The sequence below is a fragment of the Streptomyces sp. NPDC059256 genome (genome assembly GCF_042753785.1).
GTDB lineage: Bacteria > Actinomycetota > Actinomycetes > Streptomycetales > Streptomycetaceae > Streptomyces.
Genome location: NZ_JBHYZO010000001.1, coordinates 728,971 through 743,432, shown reverse-complemented (window position 1 = coordinate 743,432; position 14,462 = coordinate 728,971). Strand labels below are relative to the sequence as shown.

13 protein-coding genes are annotated in these 14,462 nt (G+C 68.7%); 8 read left to right on the top strand and 5 right to left on the bottom strand.

Going from position 1 to position 14,462, the window contains the following annotated elements:
* Positions 1 to 73: 73 nt before the first annotated feature.
* Positions 74 to 439, bottom strand: coding sequence for a DUF192 domain-containing protein (locus ACFXJL_RS03145; protein WP_384631459.1), 366 nt, complete (start codon positions 437 to 439; stop codon positions 74 to 76).
* 338 nt (positions 440 to 777) lie between these two features.
* Here ACFXJL_RS03145 and ACFXJL_RS03140 point away from each other — a divergent pair, with 338 nt between their 5' ends.
* Together ACFXJL_RS03140 and ACFXJL_RS03135 are read left to right on the top strand one after the other, a co-directional pair.
* Positions 778 to 1,728, top strand: coding sequence for a prepilin peptidase (locus ACFXJL_RS03140; RefSeq protein ID WP_384688724.1), 951 nt, complete (start codon positions 778 to 780; stop codon positions 1,726 to 1,728).
* Between the two features lie 209 nt (positions 1,729 to 1,937).
* The gene (locus ACFXJL_RS03135) at positions 1,938 to 3,509 is read left to right on the top strand and encodes a DUF2079 domain-containing protein (RefSeq protein WP_384688721.1); all 1,572 of its coding nucleotides are present in this window, start codon (positions 1,938 to 1,940) and stop codon (positions 3,507 to 3,509) included.
* Between the two features lie 42 nt (positions 3,510 to 3,551).
* Here the strand turns inward: ACFXJL_RS03135 and ACFXJL_RS03130 are convergent, their stop codons facing one another.
* Positions 3,552 to 4,706 (bottom strand): winged helix DNA-binding domain-containing protein, encoded by a 1,155-nt coding sequence (locus ACFXJL_RS03130; RefSeq protein ID WP_384688719.1) that lies wholly within the window; start codon positions 4,704 to 4,706, stop codon positions 3,552 to 3,554.
* Between the two features lie 113 nt (positions 4,707 to 4,819).
* Here ACFXJL_RS03130 and ACFXJL_RS03125 point away from each other — a divergent pair, with 113 nt between their 5' ends.
* The gene (locus ACFXJL_RS03125) at positions 4,820 to 5,173 is read left to right on the top strand and encodes a helix-turn-helix domain-containing protein (RefSeq protein ID WP_358876239.1); all 354 of its coding nucleotides are present in this window, start codon (positions 4,820 to 4,822) and stop codon (positions 5,171 to 5,173) included.
* Positions 5,174 to 5,792: 619 nt separating this feature from the next.
* On the opposite strand, the gene mgrA is transcribed toward ACFXJL_RS03125, so the two are convergent.
* Positions 5,793 to 6,848: an L-glyceraldehyde 3-phosphate reductase gene (gene mgrA, locus ACFXJL_RS03120; RefSeq protein ID WP_384631451.1), complete on the bottom strand. Its 1,056-nt coding sequence runs from the start codon at positions 6,846 to 6,848 to the stop codon at positions 5,793 to 5,795.
* Between the two features lie 223 nt (positions 6,849 to 7,071).
* On the opposite strand from mgrA, the gene ACFXJL_RS03115 reads away from it, so the two are divergent.
* From ACFXJL_RS03115 to ACFXJL_RS03095, 5 genes are all read left to right on the top strand, one after another.
* Complete coding sequence (locus ACFXJL_RS03115) at positions 7,072 to 7,836, top strand: isoprenyl transferase (RefSeq protein WP_358876237.1); 765 nt, start codon at positions 7,072 to 7,074, stop codon at positions 7,834 to 7,836.
* Positions 7,837 to 8,477: 641 nt separating this feature from the next.
* The gene (locus ACFXJL_RS03110; RefSeq protein ID WP_358876236.1) at positions 8,478 to 9,800 is read left to right on the top strand and encodes a PhoH family protein; all 1,323 of its coding nucleotides are present in this window, start codon (positions 8,478 to 8,480) and stop codon (positions 9,798 to 9,800) included.
* 357 nt (positions 9,801 to 10,157) lie between these two features.
* Entirely contained in the window at positions 10,158 to 10,895 is a 738-nt protein-coding gene (locus ACFXJL_RS03105) for a transglycosylase SLT domain-containing protein (protein WP_358876235.1), read from the top strand.
* A gap of 143 nt (positions 10,896 to 11,038) precedes the next feature.
* Positions 11,039 to 12,397, top strand: coding sequence for an AI-2E family transporter (locus ACFXJL_RS03100; protein ID WP_384688714.1), 1,359 nt, complete (start codon positions 11,039 to 11,041; stop codon positions 12,395 to 12,397).
* Complete coding sequence (locus ACFXJL_RS03095; RefSeq protein WP_384688711.1) at positions 12,394 to 13,116, top strand: hypothetical protein; 723 nt, start codon at positions 12,394 to 12,396, stop codon at positions 13,114 to 13,116. Before ACFXJL_RS03100 ends, ACFXJL_RS03095 begins: the two co-directional genes overlap by 4 nt.
* A gap of 104 nt (positions 13,117 to 13,220) precedes the next feature.
* On the opposite strand, the gene ACFXJL_RS03090 is transcribed toward ACFXJL_RS03095, so the two are convergent.
* A complete protein-coding gene (locus ACFXJL_RS03090) occupies positions 13,221 to 13,757 on the bottom strand; it encodes an alkyl hydroperoxide reductase (RefSeq protein ID WP_329022864.1) in 537 nt (178 codons plus the stop codon).
* Between the two features lie 3 nt (positions 13,758 to 13,760).
* Entirely contained in the window at positions 13,761 to 14,315 is a 555-nt protein-coding gene (locus tag ACFXJL_RS03085; RefSeq protein WP_329022866.1) for a peroxiredoxin, read from the bottom strand.
* Between the last annotated feature and the right edge of the window lie 147 nt (positions 14,316 to 14,462).

Below are 14,462 nucleotides of genomic sequence, written 5' to 3'. Positions count from 1 at the left end.
GGCGGAAGAGGGGCACTCGGCCGGCGCGCACACGAGCCCCGCGGGATTCGACACAGGCCGTTCGACAGGCTCGTCAGTCGCTGCCGTCGACCCTCAAATGCACCCCCTTGCTCACTCCCCAAGCCGCCATCGACCCGCCTTCGGCCTCCAGCACATGACGGGCGCGCAGCCGCGGCCTGCCCAGCCGTCCGGGTTTCAGCGTGTGGACGTCCACGACCTTCAGATCCCCGTCGAGATAGGCCACGTCGATGGTGAACTGCATCTGGAAGGTGTGCACTCCGCTGCATCGGGTGATCAGCAGGGCCCCGTCGATTCCGGGCCGCCCCAGCAGGCCCCGGCGTCGGGTTCCCCGGCTCGCCGCGATCTCCAGGGGGAGGGCTTCGTTCCCCGGTACCCACAACACGCCCTTGCCGTCCTGCCATTGGTGTCCTCGTCGCATGGTCGAGACCGTAGCCCGCCCGGTCACCGTCCGGGCCGTGACCGTGTACGGAACCGTGCCACGGGCGCACGGGCAGGGCACGGCAGTCCGGGCGCGACCTGCACGGCCCAGGTCCCGAGTCCCCGAGAGCCGGCCCAGGCCCCGAGTCCCCGAGAGCCGGCCCAGGTCCCGAGTCCCCGAGAGCCGGCTCAGGTCCCGAGTCCCCGAGAGCCGGCCCTGAGGTCAGATCTTGAGATCCGGGCCGGGCCCCCGGGTCCCATCTGGGCCCAGGGTCCTGTCCCGAACCGGATCAGCGAAGGCCCATGACCCGGCTCACCCGAGCAAATAGTCTCTGAGCCGTGTACGCCACGCTCATCGCCGCCTCCGTCCTGTGGGGCCTCGCCACCGGACTCCTCATACTCCGGGCCGCGTACCGGCTGGCCGTCCCGGCGACGGACCCCTGGCGGGACGAGTGCCCCGCCGGCCATCCGTTCCGCGGTCCCCTCGGGGGCTGGTTGGGCCCGGCGCGGTGCTCCGACTGTGCGGGAGCGAAGGGCGGTTCGCTCCTCCCCGGTCCGGGCGATGGATCGTACGGAAACAGCGGGACAGGTGGGCGCACGGCATCCGATGCGCGGTCAGCCGCGGCGAACGCGACACCGGCGAACGCGACACCGTCGGACCCGCCGTCCGTGCTGCGTGCGGACCCGACCTCCGGCCGGAAGCCCACAGCGGACGGCGGCGGGCCTTGGCGGAGTGTCTCCGTCCGGATCGCGCCCGGCGTTGTCCCCCTCCTGACGGCCGCGGTCTGTGCGGTGCTCGCGGTCGCCACCGGCTGCCGTCCGGAACTCGCCGTGTGGCTGGTGCTCACGCCCGTCGCCACCCTGCTCGCCGTCGTCGACGCCCGGGTCCACCGGCTGCCCGACCACCTCACCCTCCCGCTGGCCGCCGCCGCGGTCGTCCTGCTCGGCCTCGCTTCCGTGCTGCCGTCGGACGGGGGTTCCTGGACCACAGCCCTCCTCGGCGGGCTCACCCTGGGGGCCTTCTACTGTCTGCTGTTCGTGATCCACCCCGGCGGCATGGGGTTCGGCGACGTCAAACTCGCGCTCTCGCTGGGGGTGGTACTCGGCTGGTACGGCTGGGGGGTGCTGATCACCGGTGCGTTCGCCGGGTTCCTTTTCGGTTCGCTGTACGGATTCGGGCTGATCGCCCTTGGGCGCGCGCACCGCAAGAGCGCGATCCCGTTCGGTCCCTTTATGATCCTCGGCGCACTCTTCGGAGTCGTGTGGGGAGCATTCGCCGCCCTCCGCTGACCTCAGGTCAGATCGGTCGTGCCACCGACGTCGGTCGGAAGGCGATCAGGGGCGGTGGACCGAACGGTTCCGGAGCGAAAGGCGCCGGGAGTCGGTTCCATACCGAGCCGTACGGCGGTCGGATGTCCGAACGGGGAGCTCACTCCCGAGGACACGCCCCCCTCTGAGGTGTACGGCCGACCGTTCGCCCCCGTCTAGCATCCGGATGTATGCGGACGTTCTTGGACAACTCAACTGTGTGGCGTGAGGGACTGCTGAGGGCCGTCACTCCCCTTCGGGCCCGCACCCCGCACCCGCCCGCCCGCACCGGGACGCCCCACCCGACGACGTTCCGCACCGGCCGTCGGGCGTCGCTGCCGTGGAGTTGGGCGGCCGTCCTCTTCGCCCTCTACGCCACCGTCGCCGTCCGTCGCCATCTGCTGATGCGCACCACCGGGTACGACCTCGGCATCTTCGAACAGGCAGTTCGCGCCTACGCCCAACTCCGGCCCCCGATCGTCCCGCTGCGCGGCGAGGGCTTCAACCTGCTCGGCGACCACTTCCACCCCGCGCTCGCCGTTCTTGCACCGCTCTACCGGCTCTGGCCCTCCCCGCTCTGTCTCCTGCTCGTGCAATCCGCGCTCCTCGCCGTCGCCGCCGTGCCGTTGGTCGCCTGGGCGGCCCGTGTGCTCGGACGCAGGTCCGCCCATGTCATCGCCCTCTCCTACGGCCTGAGCTGGGGCATCGCATCCGCCGCCGCCTTCGACTTCCATGAGGTGGCGCTCGCCGTTCCCCTGCTCGCCCACGCGCTCGCCGCAGTGGGACAGCAGCGCTGGCGCGCTGCCGTCGCCTGGGCCGCGCCCCTCGTACTGATCAAGGAGGATCTGGGGCTCACCCTGGCCGCACTCGGCTGCCTCATCGCCTTCCAGGGGCCGCGCCGGCTCGGTCTGGTCACCGCGGCGGTCGGCGTGGGCGCATCGCTGATCGAGATCACCTATCTCCTGCCCGCCTTCAACCCGGCGGGCGGCTATGCGCACGGCGAGAACCTGGGTGCCGACCTCCACTCCTCCTGGCTGGCCACCATCGCCTTCGCGCCGCTCGACGCACTGCGGCCGGACATCAAGGCCATGACCCTGGTCCTCGTCTTCGCCCCGTCCGCCCTGCTCGCCCTGCGCTCACCGCTCGCCCTGCTCGCCGTGCCCACCCTGGCTTGGCGGATGTTGTCGCAGAACGGCTTCCACTGGGGCACTTCCTTCCACTACAGCGCCGTGCTGATGCCGATCGTGTGCGCCGGGCTGATCGACTCCCTGCGGAGGTGGCGCGGCAGTGGACATCCGCTCGGCGCCCGCCACGTCCGAGCCTCGCTCGCCACCGTCCTCGCGGTGACCGCCGTCCTGCTGCCGTCGTTCCCGCTCGCCCAACTCGTCCAACGCGCCACCTGGCGGACCACCGCGCACATCGAAGCGGCCCGGGCGCTGCTGGACGAGATTCCGGACGGTGCGTCGGTCGCCGCCTCCAACCGGCTGGTGCCGCAACTCACCTCCCGTTGCGACGTGGTGCTCTTCCCCACCTTCCCGGTCGACGCCCGGTTGTACGAGTACAGCAAGGGAAAGCTGCCGCGTCCCACGGCGCAGTGGATCGTCCATGACGCCAGGGCGCCCGAGGCATGGCCCTACCGCACGGGGCACTGGCCCTACCCGCCGGAGCAGCAGGCCGCGGAGCTCGCCGCCGCCCGAAAGGTCCACGGCTATCGGCTCGTGGCGGAGCGGGACGGCATCACCCTGCTCCGGCGCACCCGCTGAACCGGCCACTGGTCACCAGTGACCACTGAGCGATGACGTTCCCTAGGCGTGCGCCCCCACCAGCACCTTCCCGACCGTCAGCGTCGCGCGTGCCTCCAGTACCTCCGCGACACGCTCGACCTGCTCCGCCAACTCCTCGCGGGCGGACGCCCGGTCGAGGGACTCCCCGATCGGTTCGACAGTCACCGCGATCCGCTTTCCTGACCTCTTCTGATGCCATACGCCCGCCACTGCGCCGTCGACCAGGACGACCGGGTAGTTCCCCGCCTGCCCGCCCGCCAGTGCCCTCTCCCGGGCTGGTCCGGGAAAGAGCAGCTCCCGCGGCTGTGAGGCGATGGTGTACGCGTCGAAGTACGGGAGCAGCCGCACACCCCGGGGTTCGGCGGCCGGGAACTCGCCGTCACCGGCCGCCACGAAGGCCGCATCCCCCTCGTACCGCACGGGTTCGATGCGGCCCTCGGCCGCCGAGGACCGGAACAACTCCTTCGCCCAGCCCTGCGGGGCGGCCAGCCACTTGGCGAAGTGCGCGGAGGTGGCGGGACCGTAGGCGCGGAGGTACCGCACGACCAGTCGCCCCAGTGCCTCGCCCTGCTCCATGGGCACGGCTTGGGGGTTGGTGTGGGCGACCCGGCGGCCCTTGTTCGGCGCGAAGGCGAGCACGCCCCGATGGGCCGCGAGGTGCGTCACCTGTCGCCAGCGCGCCCACTTGCCCTGGAACGCTTCCATCACCGGGTCGCCGGCCCAGGGTCCGGTACGCGCGACGATCGCCTCGGTGAGTTCGTCGGTGGTCAGTTGGGCGTCCGTCAGGGCGTCGGCGATCGCATCGATGACCTGCTCGGTCTGGGCCGCGGTCAGGCCCACGGCCTCCGGTGCACGGCTCGTGGTGCCCGGGATCGCCGTCAGCGCACCGGTCCACATCGGGAGGTCGTCCCTGGCCAGCAGATGAATGGTGCCGCGGGGACCGTAGGTCTTCACCAGTGAGCCGTCGGTCCACAGCGCATCGCGAACGGTGGTGCGTGTCGCCCCACCACCGAGCCTGAGCGCCACCGAGAGCTCGGCGGCCGACAGCACCTGTGCCTGTGCGGCCAGCATGGCCGAGGTGACCGTGGCCGGGGTTGCCCGGAGAGGGGTGTCGAGCCCCTGACGCGACAGGGTGCGGGCATTGGACTGCGTCCAGGTCACGGTGCGTGTCGTCATGGCTCGACTCTAGGATCCATCGAGGACAGCTTCTGGCCTAGTTGATGCAGGCGTTCGAAGGGAAGTGGTGTACTTCCCGGACGGTAAGTGTCAGGGACATCCGAGGAGTTGCCGTGCCCAAGGCCAAGCCCGTCTATCAGTGTGGCCTCGACGCCGCGGTCGATGTCGTCGGTGGAAAGTGGAAGCCCCTGATCCTGTGGGCTCTCCATGACCGCACCCATCGCTTCGGCGAGCTACGGCGTGAGGTGGTCGGGGTCACCGAGAAGGTACTGATCCAGCAGCTCCGGGAGCTGGAGGCGGACGGGATCGTCCATCGCGAGGTGTACCGCGAGGTGCCGCCGCGCGTCGAGTACTCGCTGACCGAGTTGGGAGAGGCGCTCAATCGGGCGCTGGAGCCCTTGGGCGCCTGGGGCGAGACCTTCATGCAGGAGATCATCGAGCGCAAGACCAAGGAGTGCGCGGTCTGAACGATCGTGCGGCCTTGAGCCGGCCCCGCACAGGGACGCCCAGCCGGCCGCCCGGACTCACAGTCGCCGGGCCGCCCGGGCGAGCTCGATCCCGTACGCCCCTCCGCCTCGGCTGCCGGACCGGACCGACCGGTCAATCCGGCGCCCCTTCCCCGGGTCACCCGTGCGGGTTAGCCCATCCGGATGCGGCGCGGAAACCAGCCGGGCGAAGGGCCACCCCCACCACCTACGGCCATCGGGACGGCAGCACTCAGAGAACGGCGAAAGCACGGGAACGGCACCCCTGAGCACCCTTCGCGTACGCCCTGAACAGCCCGTGAGCATCCTCGGGACTGTGCTCTCCGCCCGCCCCTCGACCTCGTGGCGAGTGGCGCGCTCCTTGCCTGACAGCCTGGTCAAAGCCACCGGCGCGGCGGTGGCGAGCAGCACGACCTGCGAAGCGTTATGGTGGAAGCCCCCCCTCGGGCCGGTCCGTATCCCCCCCCACGGACCGGCCCGGTTTCTTTTCCGGCCCGGGGTCGAAACCCCGCGCCAGCCGTTCGGTCGGCGCCGTTCGCCGGGCGCCTCTGGGCCCCGGAGGGCCCCGGACGCTCCGATGGACGGGGAGGGCTCCCGCCCCTCAGCCCCGGTCCGCCCAGATGTTCGTGCCCTGGGTGTCCACGGCGAAGGCATCGATCTCCGCCAGCTCGGCATCGGTCAGCGGCTCTGCGGCGAGCGCACCCACGTTCTCCTCCAGTTGCGCCACGCTCGACGCACCGATCAGCGCCGACGTCATCCGCCCGTCCCGCAGGACCCAGGCCAACGCCAACTGCGCCAGGCTCTGTCCCCGGCGCGCCGCGATGTCGTTCAACCCGTTGAGCCGTCGCACCACCTCGTCCGAGAGCAGATCCGGGTCCAGCGACTTGCCCTGGGTCGCCCGTGAGCCCGCCGGAATGCCCTTGAGGTACTTCCCCGTGAGCAGGCCCTGGGCGAGGGGGACGAAGGAGATGCAGCCCATGCCCTCCGCCTCCAGCGTGCCGAGGAGCCCGTCGTCCTCGATCCAGCGGTTGATCATCGAGTACGACGGCTGGTGGATCAGCGCGGGAACCCCCATCTCGCGCAGCAGCCGGGCGGCCTCGGCCGTCTGCTCCGCGTTGTAGGAGGAGACGCCCGCGTACAGGGCCTTGCCCTGACGTACCGCGGACGCCAGCGCACCCATGGTCTCTTCCAGCGGAGTGTCCGGATCGAAGCGGTGCGAGTAGAAGATGTCCACGTACTCCAGACCCATTCGGCGCAGCGACGCGTCGAGCGAGGACAGGAGGTACTTCCGCGAGCCCCATTCCCCGTAGGGTCCGGGGTGCATGAGATAGCCCGCTTTGGTGGAAATGATCAGCTCGTCGCGGTACGGGGCGAAGTCCCGGGCGAAGATCTTGCCGAAGTTCAGTTCTGCGGAACCGGGCGGCGGGCCGTAGTTGTTCGCGAGGTCGAAGTGGGTCACTCCCAGGTCGAAGGCCCGACGCAGGATGGCGCGCTGGGAATCGAGGGTCCGATCGTCACCGAAGTTGTGCCAGAGACCGAGGGAGATCGCGGGCAGCTTGAGCCCCGAGCGACCACTGCGCCTGTACTCCATGGAGTCGTAGCGGTCGGTGGAGGCGAGATAGAGGGACGGCGAAGGAACCGCGTTGGAATCAGTCACACCTGTCTGCTTATCACGGACTTGTGACAGACCGGGTTGGGTCACTGTGCCCCATGCGCAGTAATGTGGCCGCTTCAGGGGATGCCGCACGGCGCGGGCGAATTGCCGCATGGCGATGGCTGTACCGGTCATCGCGCCGTTCAACGCAACGGGCCCCGGCAGCGGACTCCCTACCCCCGGCACCCAGGGCTGATGCGCCCGCCAGAACCGAGAGGTGAACTCTGTGAACTTGCGTGACCTGGTGTACAGGCTCTACGCACGCCGGGTGGAAGGCCGACTGGACCACGCCCAGGTGCCCAAGCACATCGGAGTCATCCTCGACGGCAACCGTCGCTGGGCCAAGGCGTCCGGCAACACCCCCGAATCGGGTCACAAAGCGGGCGCCAGCAAGATCCAAGAGCTGTTGGGCTGGTGCGCGGAGACCGATGTCGAGGTCGTCACGCTCTGGATGCTCTCCACGGACAACCTCGACCGGCCGGACGACCAACTCATTCCCCTCCTCGGGATCATCGAGGACGCCGTGCGCGCCCTGGCCGCGGACGGCCGCTGGCGGGTCCACCACGTCGGGACGCTCGACCTGCTCCCCGCCCGTACGCAGTCGGTGCTGAAGGAGGCCGAGCAGGCCACGCTCGGCATCCGCGGCGGAATACTGGTCAACGTCGCCGTTGGGTACGGGGGGCGCCAGGAGATCGCCGACGCGGTCCGCTCACTCCTGCTGGAACACGCCGAGAAGGGCACCAGCGTCGAGGAACTCGCCGAGACCGTCGACGTCGAACACATCTCCGAACACCTGTACACGCGCGGTCAGCCCGACCCGGATCTCGTCATCCGCACCAGCGGAGAGCAGCGGCTGTCGGGCTTCATGCTCTGGCAGAGCGCCCACTCCGAGTACTACTTCTGCGAAGTCTTCTGGCCCGCCTTCCGCAAGGTGGACTTCTTGCGCGCGCTGCGTGACTACGCGGCGCGGCACCGCCGCTACGGCAGCTGACACCGCGGTCGGTCCGAGGGGTGGTGCGCCCTCGCATCCGGGCGGGCAGCCGATTGCCGCGGGACCGCCGAGGCGCGCGCCCCGCCGATTCATGCGCCCCCCTGTGCGACCGACCGCCCTCGGTGTTGTCCCGCCCGGTCTCCCGGGTCCTTCCCTGCGTCCGGCCCCTCGTCCACCGTCGTCACGGACGGTAACCGTGGCGGCTCGGATCGTTGCGCCGACCGACTGACCGGGGCGGGCCCCGCGCCGCCCACGCACCTTCCGCCGAGGGCTGCTCGACACACCCGAACCGATGCCCCCACCAGAGCTGATAACCCCGCGTTCATCCAGGTGTCGTGGCACATCGGGCATGGTCACGTGTGTTCGAGGGAATACCCCTTGCAGGTCGACGTCCGAACCACGAACGTCGTATCTCAGTGAGTGGCCGTGACCGCTCACCCGGGAGGCCCTTTGCACTCGATGGATCGCACTCCTCGTGCGGACCTGGACAGGGGCCGGTGCTCGGCCCGTGCATCGTGGCCGATGACCCGGTCCCTTCCCCGCCTAGGGCGGGGAGATCTGTCTGCTGTCCTCCGGCGGCAGACACCAAGGCCCGCGACGGCGTCGCACCGCCGACCTCATCCGAGGGGGTACGTCCTTCCGTGGTGAACAGCACAAAGCGCCGGATGCCCGATAGGCGCACTTACGTTCTCGACACCAGCGTCCTGCTGGCCGATCCAAGCGCCCCGACCCGTTTCGAGGAGCATGAAGTCGTGCTCCCGATCGTGGTCATCACGGAGTTGGAGGCCAAGAGGCACCATCCAGAACTGGGTTACTTCGCCCGGCAGGCACTACGCCTGTTGGACGACTTCCGCATCCGGTTCGGACGTCTCGACGCCCCCATTCCGCTGGGCGACCTCGGCGGCACGATCCGGGTCGAGCTCAACCACTCCGATCCAGGGGTCCTCCCGGCCGGTTTCCGGCTCGGTGACAACGACTCAAGGATTCTGGCGGTGGCGAGGAACCTCCAGGCGGAGGGGTATGACGTCACGGTCGTCTCCAAGGACCTACCCCTACGGATCAAGGCGTCCTCGGTCGGGCTCCTCGCCGAGGAGTACCGCGCGGAGTTGGCCATCACCGACTCCGGCTGGACCGGAATGTCGGAGCTGTCCCTCTCCGCCGATCAAGTGGATCTGCTCTACGGGGAGGAGACGCTCTACGTTCCCGAGGTCGCCGAACTGCCCGTCCACACCGGACTGGTCCTCCAGTCCGAACGGGGCAAGGCACTCGGCCGGGTCACGGCGGAAGGGAACGTCCGGTTGGTGCGGGGCGATCGGGAGGCGTTCGGCATCCACGGCCGCAGCGCCGAACAGCGCATCGCGCTCGATCTGCTGCTCGACCCGGATGTCGGCATCGTCTCCCTCGGCGGCCGGGCCGGTACCGGAAAGTCGGCGCTCGCGCTCTGCGCAGGTCTGGAAGCGGTCCTGGAGCGGCAGCAGCACCAGAAGGTGATGGTCTTCCGTCCGCTGTACGCGGTGGGCGGGCAGGAACTGGGCTATCTGCCCGGTACCGAGGCCGAGAAGATGAGCCCCTGGGCACAAGCCGTCTTCGACACCCTCTCGGCCGTCGCCGGGCGAGAGGTCATCGAGGAGGTCCTGGGACGCGGCATGCTGGAGGTCCTCCCGCTGACGCACATCCGCGGCCGTTCGCTCCACGACGCGTTCGTCATCGTGGACGAGGCCCAGTCACTGGAGCGGAACGTCCTGCTCACGGTGTTGTCCCGAATCGGGGCGAACTCCCGGGTGGTGCTCACCCACGACGTGGCCCAACGGGACAACCTCAGGGTCGGCCGGTATGACGGAGTCGTCGCCGTGGTCGAGAAACTGAAGGGGCATCCGCTCTTCGCCCATGTCACCCTCACGCGCTCCGAGCGTTCGCAGATCGCCGCACTGGTGACCGAAATGCTGGAGGAAGGCCAGATCTAGGAGGAATTGACCCTCGGCGCCGCCCCGCAAGCGCAGCAGCGTAGCGGGGCGGCGCTGTGCTGCGCGGTTCTTTCCGGGAAGGTTCTGCGCCAAACGGCGTGTGAGCTATCCCACGTAATGAATAATTGCCTTGCGGCGTGACGTTGGGGCAGAGTCTTGCTTCCGTCAGGCCCCGCATACGGCACCGGCACCACTCGTGGTGCTAGCAACACACAACTCAACACCTGCCGTCGTATGCCGCCCGCAAGTTTCACCGGCTCTCCCGCTGGGAGTTGACCACGGGCCCGCGCCTCCTGTGACCAAGACAGTGGAGGCCAGCGTCAGGGGCACGATTCGCCCGCGGGGTCACCTCAGGCGATGCTGGAAGGAAACCGTGTGAGCCGGATCTCGGTCCGGGGGTTCGCGGTGGCGTCTGCCACTGCGGTCACCACCGTCGGAGCAGTCGTGGGCGTGGCCTCTGGCGACCCCCAGTCCTCAAGTGACAACTTCGAGGCGGCGGCTGCCGACACGACCCTCCTCGCTGAAATACCCATGGGTCAGCAGGCCCAGGTCCAGGTCTCCTCGCTGACTGAGCAGGCCGATGCCCAGGCGGCAGCCGCCGAGGCTTCGGCGCGCAAGTCCGCCGAGGAATCCGCCCGCATCCAGGCGGCCCAGCTCGCGAAGTCCAAGAAGGACGCCGCGGACAGCAAGGCCAAGAAGGAGGCGGAGGCCGCTGCCAAGGCCAAGGAGAAGGCCAAGGCAGCCGAGCGCGCCAGCCGGGATTCGGTGCGCGACGCCTCCAGCTTCACCGCCAAGAGCTCGTACAGCGTCGCCGAAGTCAAGGCGATGGCCCGACAGATGATTCCGGGCGACCAGTTCCAGTGCTTCAGCAACATCGTCCAGAAAGAGTCCACCTGGAACTATCTGGCGCAGAACCCGTCCTCCGGCGCTTACGGACTGGTCCAGGCACTGCCCGGCTCGAAGATGTCCTCGGCCGGTGCCGACTGGCGGACGAACCCCGCGACCCAGATCAAGTGGGGCCTGAAGTACATGAACGAGCGGTACGACAGCCCTTGTGGCGCTTGGAGCTTCTGGCAGGCCAACCGCTGGTACTAGAGTTCGCCGGGCCCTGAGGCCCGTCATGACTCCCGCTCAACTTCGGCATGCCCCTCACCGTCCCTACGGTGAGGGGCTCCGTTGCGTGTAGCGTCGTCGATCCCGGGGTCTCGGGAGGAGTTATGGGGGGAAGAAGCACCATCATGTCGAAAGTGCCAGGGTGGCTCGCCGGTTGGGGCGATTCACTCAACCGGATGTCCGAGCGCATGGGCGAACGCCAGGAGCGCTCCCGCGACCCAGCTGACCTGGACGTGAACGTCGAGAAGCTACCCGTGGACGAAGATCTCCCGGGCCCTGCTGACGGACCGCGGAGCGTGCCCGCGCCTCCTCCGTACGCACCTGCCGTGCAGCCCCGCCCCGATCCGGTGGACGCCATTCCGTGGGGGATGAGGGTGGCGGCCGAGGCAGGCTGGCGGCTGCTGGTGCTGGCGGGGACCCTGTGGGTGCTGATGCGGGTCATCAGTGCCGTACAACTCGTGGTCCTGGCCTTCGTCGCCGCGCTGCTCATCACCGCACTGCTCCAGCCCACCGTCGCCCGGCTGCGCAGGCTCGGGCTACCGCGCGGGCTGGCCACAGCGGTCACCGCCGTGGCCGGATTCGTCATCATGGGGCTGGTCGGCTGGTTCGTCGTCTGGCAGGTCCTGGAGAACCTCGGCGACCTCTCCGACCGGGTCAGGGACGGCATCGACGAGTTGAAGCGCTGGCTCCTCGACAGCCCCTTCCATGTGACGGAAAGCCAGATCAACGACATCGCCGCCAATCTGAGCGACACCATCGGCACCAACACCGAGGAGATCACCTCGGCGGGGCTCCAGGGTGTGACCGTGATGGTGGAGATCCTCACCGGGATGCTGCTCGCGATGTTCTCGACGCTCTTCCTGCTCTATGACGGGAAGCGGATCTGGAACTGGAGCCTCAAACTGGTCCCGGCCCAGGCCCGTGCCGGTGTCGCCGGCGCAGGTCCCCGGGCCTGGCGCACACTGACCGCCTATGTGCGGGGCACGGTGGTGGTGGCCCTGATCGATGCGATCTTCATCGGTCTCGGCATCTACATCCTCGATGTGCCGATGGCCGTGCCGCTCGCCGTCTTCATCTTCCTGTTCGCCTTCATCCCCCTGGTCGGAGCGGTGATCTCGGGGGCGTTGGCCGTCGTCGTCGCGCTGGTCACCCAGGGCGTGTTCAGCGCCCTGATGGTGTTGATCGTGGTGCTGGCGGTACAGCAGATCGAAGGCCATGTGCTCCAGCCGTTCATTCTCGGCCGTGCCGTACGCGTCCATCCGCTGGCCGTGGTGCTCGCGGTCGCGGTCGGCGGTATGACCGCGGGAATCGGTGGCGCAGTGGTCGCGGTGCCCCTCGTCGCCGTGACGAACACGGTGGTGGGCTATCTTCGCGCGTACAGCAGGGGAGAGGCGCTGAAAGGCACGTCACCGCCGCACGGCGCCACGGCACTGGGCTCCTCGCCCGCCGTGCCGCCCGAGGCGCCGACGAGGGAAGTGCCGTGATATCCGAGCCGGAACTGTTCGACGGGGACGAGCCCTACAACGACGCGCGGACGATTCCAGAACAGCGCACCGAGGCACCCGTACCCGTTGAGCCCGGTGTTTCGGACGACGGTGTACGGCGGCAGTCCTGGCTCTGGGCGCTCGGCGGAGCGATCGCCGCTTCCGCGGTCTGGGCCGGTGGCATCTACCTCCACGACGAACCGACGCCGGTACCCGACACTGGCGACTGGCGGGCCAGCCGCAACCTCTGCGCCGACGCGAAACTCAACGCGTTGACGACAGAACTCGGCACCCCGCCGTCCGCTCCCAGCCCCTTGACCCGGGTCCATCCGGACCAGCATCGGGCGAGTTGCTTCCTCGCCTTCGAGGGGGACGAGTCGAAGGGCAGATTTCCGGCCACGGTCAGCCTCACGTACACCCTGCACAAGAAGATCGACCCCGGACCGGAGTTCGAGGCGGAGCTGACACCGATGCTCAGCGCTGATGAAACGCCCGACACTTTGAGGCGCGTCGAGCGGTTGGGGGACAAGGCATTCGTCACCGTGAAGGGTGGAGAGGAACTGGCGATCCATGTGCTCGACGGTCAAGCCGTGCTCGGTATGACCGTCCAGATGGACCTGTACGCCAAGACGGGCGCCCGCCCGCCCACGAACCTCTCCGGGATCAAGGCGTCCATGATCGCCGACACCAAGGCGCTGATGGTCGAGCTCCAGAGCTGAGATCGTCTGGGCGGCGGCTGGTGCACGGGCCGGACGGACGACGAAGGACCCCGCCGTTCGCACATCGGCGGGGTCCTTCTTCGTGATGGAACAACGGGGGTCGGCTACTGGGCCAGGACCGCTTCGGAGTCCAGCGTGGCACCGACGGCCTGGACGACCGCCGCGATCTTGAAGGCTTCCTGGATCGTCTCGCGGTCCAGACCGGCCTTGCGCAGCACCTGCTCGTGGGAGTCGAGGCACTGTCCACAGCCGTTGACGGCCGAGACCGCCAGCGACCACAGCTCGAAGTCGACCTTCTCCACGCCCGGGTTGCCGATGACATTCATCCGCAGACCGGCGCGCAGGGTGCCGTACTCCGGGTCCGACAGCAGGTGCCGGGTCCGGTAGAAGACGTTGTTCATCGCCATGACCGCGGCGGCGGACTTGGCGGCGGTGTACGCCTCGGGGGAGAGGTTGGCCTTGGCCTCGGGCTCCAGTTCGCGCAGGGCGATGGGGCTACGGGAGGCGATGGCGGTGGCGAGGACGGTCCCCCACAGCTGCTGCTGCGAGAGCTTGTCGTTGTTGCCGATCACCGAGCCGAGGTTGAGCTTGAGGTCCTTGGCGTAGTCCGGTATGGCGGACTTCAGCGCGTCGAGGGACATCGGTCACTCACCGGCCAGCAGGGCGACGGGGTCCAGGGTGGTCTCGCCCTTGGTCCAGTTGCACGGGCACAGCTCGTCGGTCTGGAGGGCGTCCAGCACCCGCAGGACCTCCTTGGGGTTACGGCCGACGGAGCCGGCGGTCACCATGGTGAACTGGATCTCGTTGTTCGGGTCGACGATGAAGACGGCACGCTGGGCGAAACCGTCGGCACCCTCGATGCCGAGGTCGCGCATCAGCTCGTGCTTGGAGTCGGCCAGCATCGGGAAGGGCAGGTCACGCAGGTCGGCGTGGTCCTTGCGCCAGGCGTGGTGGACGAACTCCGAGTCGCCCGAGAAGCCGAGGACCTGGGCGTCACGGTCGGCGAACTCGTCGTTCAGCTTGCCGAAGGCCGCGATCTCGGTGGGGCAGACGAAGGTGAAGTCCTTCGGCCACGCGAAGACGACCTTCCACTTGCCCTCGTAGGACTTGTGGTTGATGACCTCGAACTCCTTGCCGGTCTCCAGGGAGACGCAGGCAGTGAGCTCGTAGGTGGGGAACTGGTCGCCGACAGTGAGCACGTGTTACTCCAGGTACATGAGGGTGTTGGACAAATGCACCCTGTCATACCCTTGATCGCGGATGAAATTGATCAATGCGGTCAGTGTGATCCGGTGGGCCGATCAATGCTCGGGCCCCACTGTTGCCAGGTAGCCCGATCGGGCGGT

What these genes read in the sequence shown, in the direction of transcription:
- ACFXJL_RS03105 (WP_358876235.1), top strand. Translation starts at nt 10,158, where the DNA reads ATGCTGGAAGGAAACCGTGTGAGCCGGATCTCGGTCCGGGGGTTCGCG.
- ACFXJL_RS03135 (WP_384688721.1), top strand. Translation starts at nt 1,938, where the DNA reads ATGCGGACGTTCTTGGACAACTCAACTGTGTGGCGTGAGGGACTGCTG.
- ACFXJL_RS03100 (WP_384688714.1), top strand. Translation starts at nt 11,039, where the DNA reads ATGTCGAAAGTGCCAGGGTGGCTCGCCGGTTGGGGCGATTCACTCAAC.
- ACFXJL_RS03145 (WP_384631459.1), bottom strand. Translation starts at nt 439, where the DNA reads ATGCGACGAGGACACCAATGGCAGGACGGCAAGGGCGTGTTGTGGGTA.
- ACFXJL_RS03090 (WP_329022864.1), bottom strand. Translation starts at nt 13,757, where the DNA reads ATGTCCCTCGACGCGCTGAAGTCCGCCATACCGGACTACGCCAAGGAC.
- ACFXJL_RS03130 (WP_384688719.1), bottom strand. Translation starts at nt 4,706, where the DNA reads ATGACGACACGCACCGTGACCTGGACGCAGTCCAATGCCCGCACCCTG.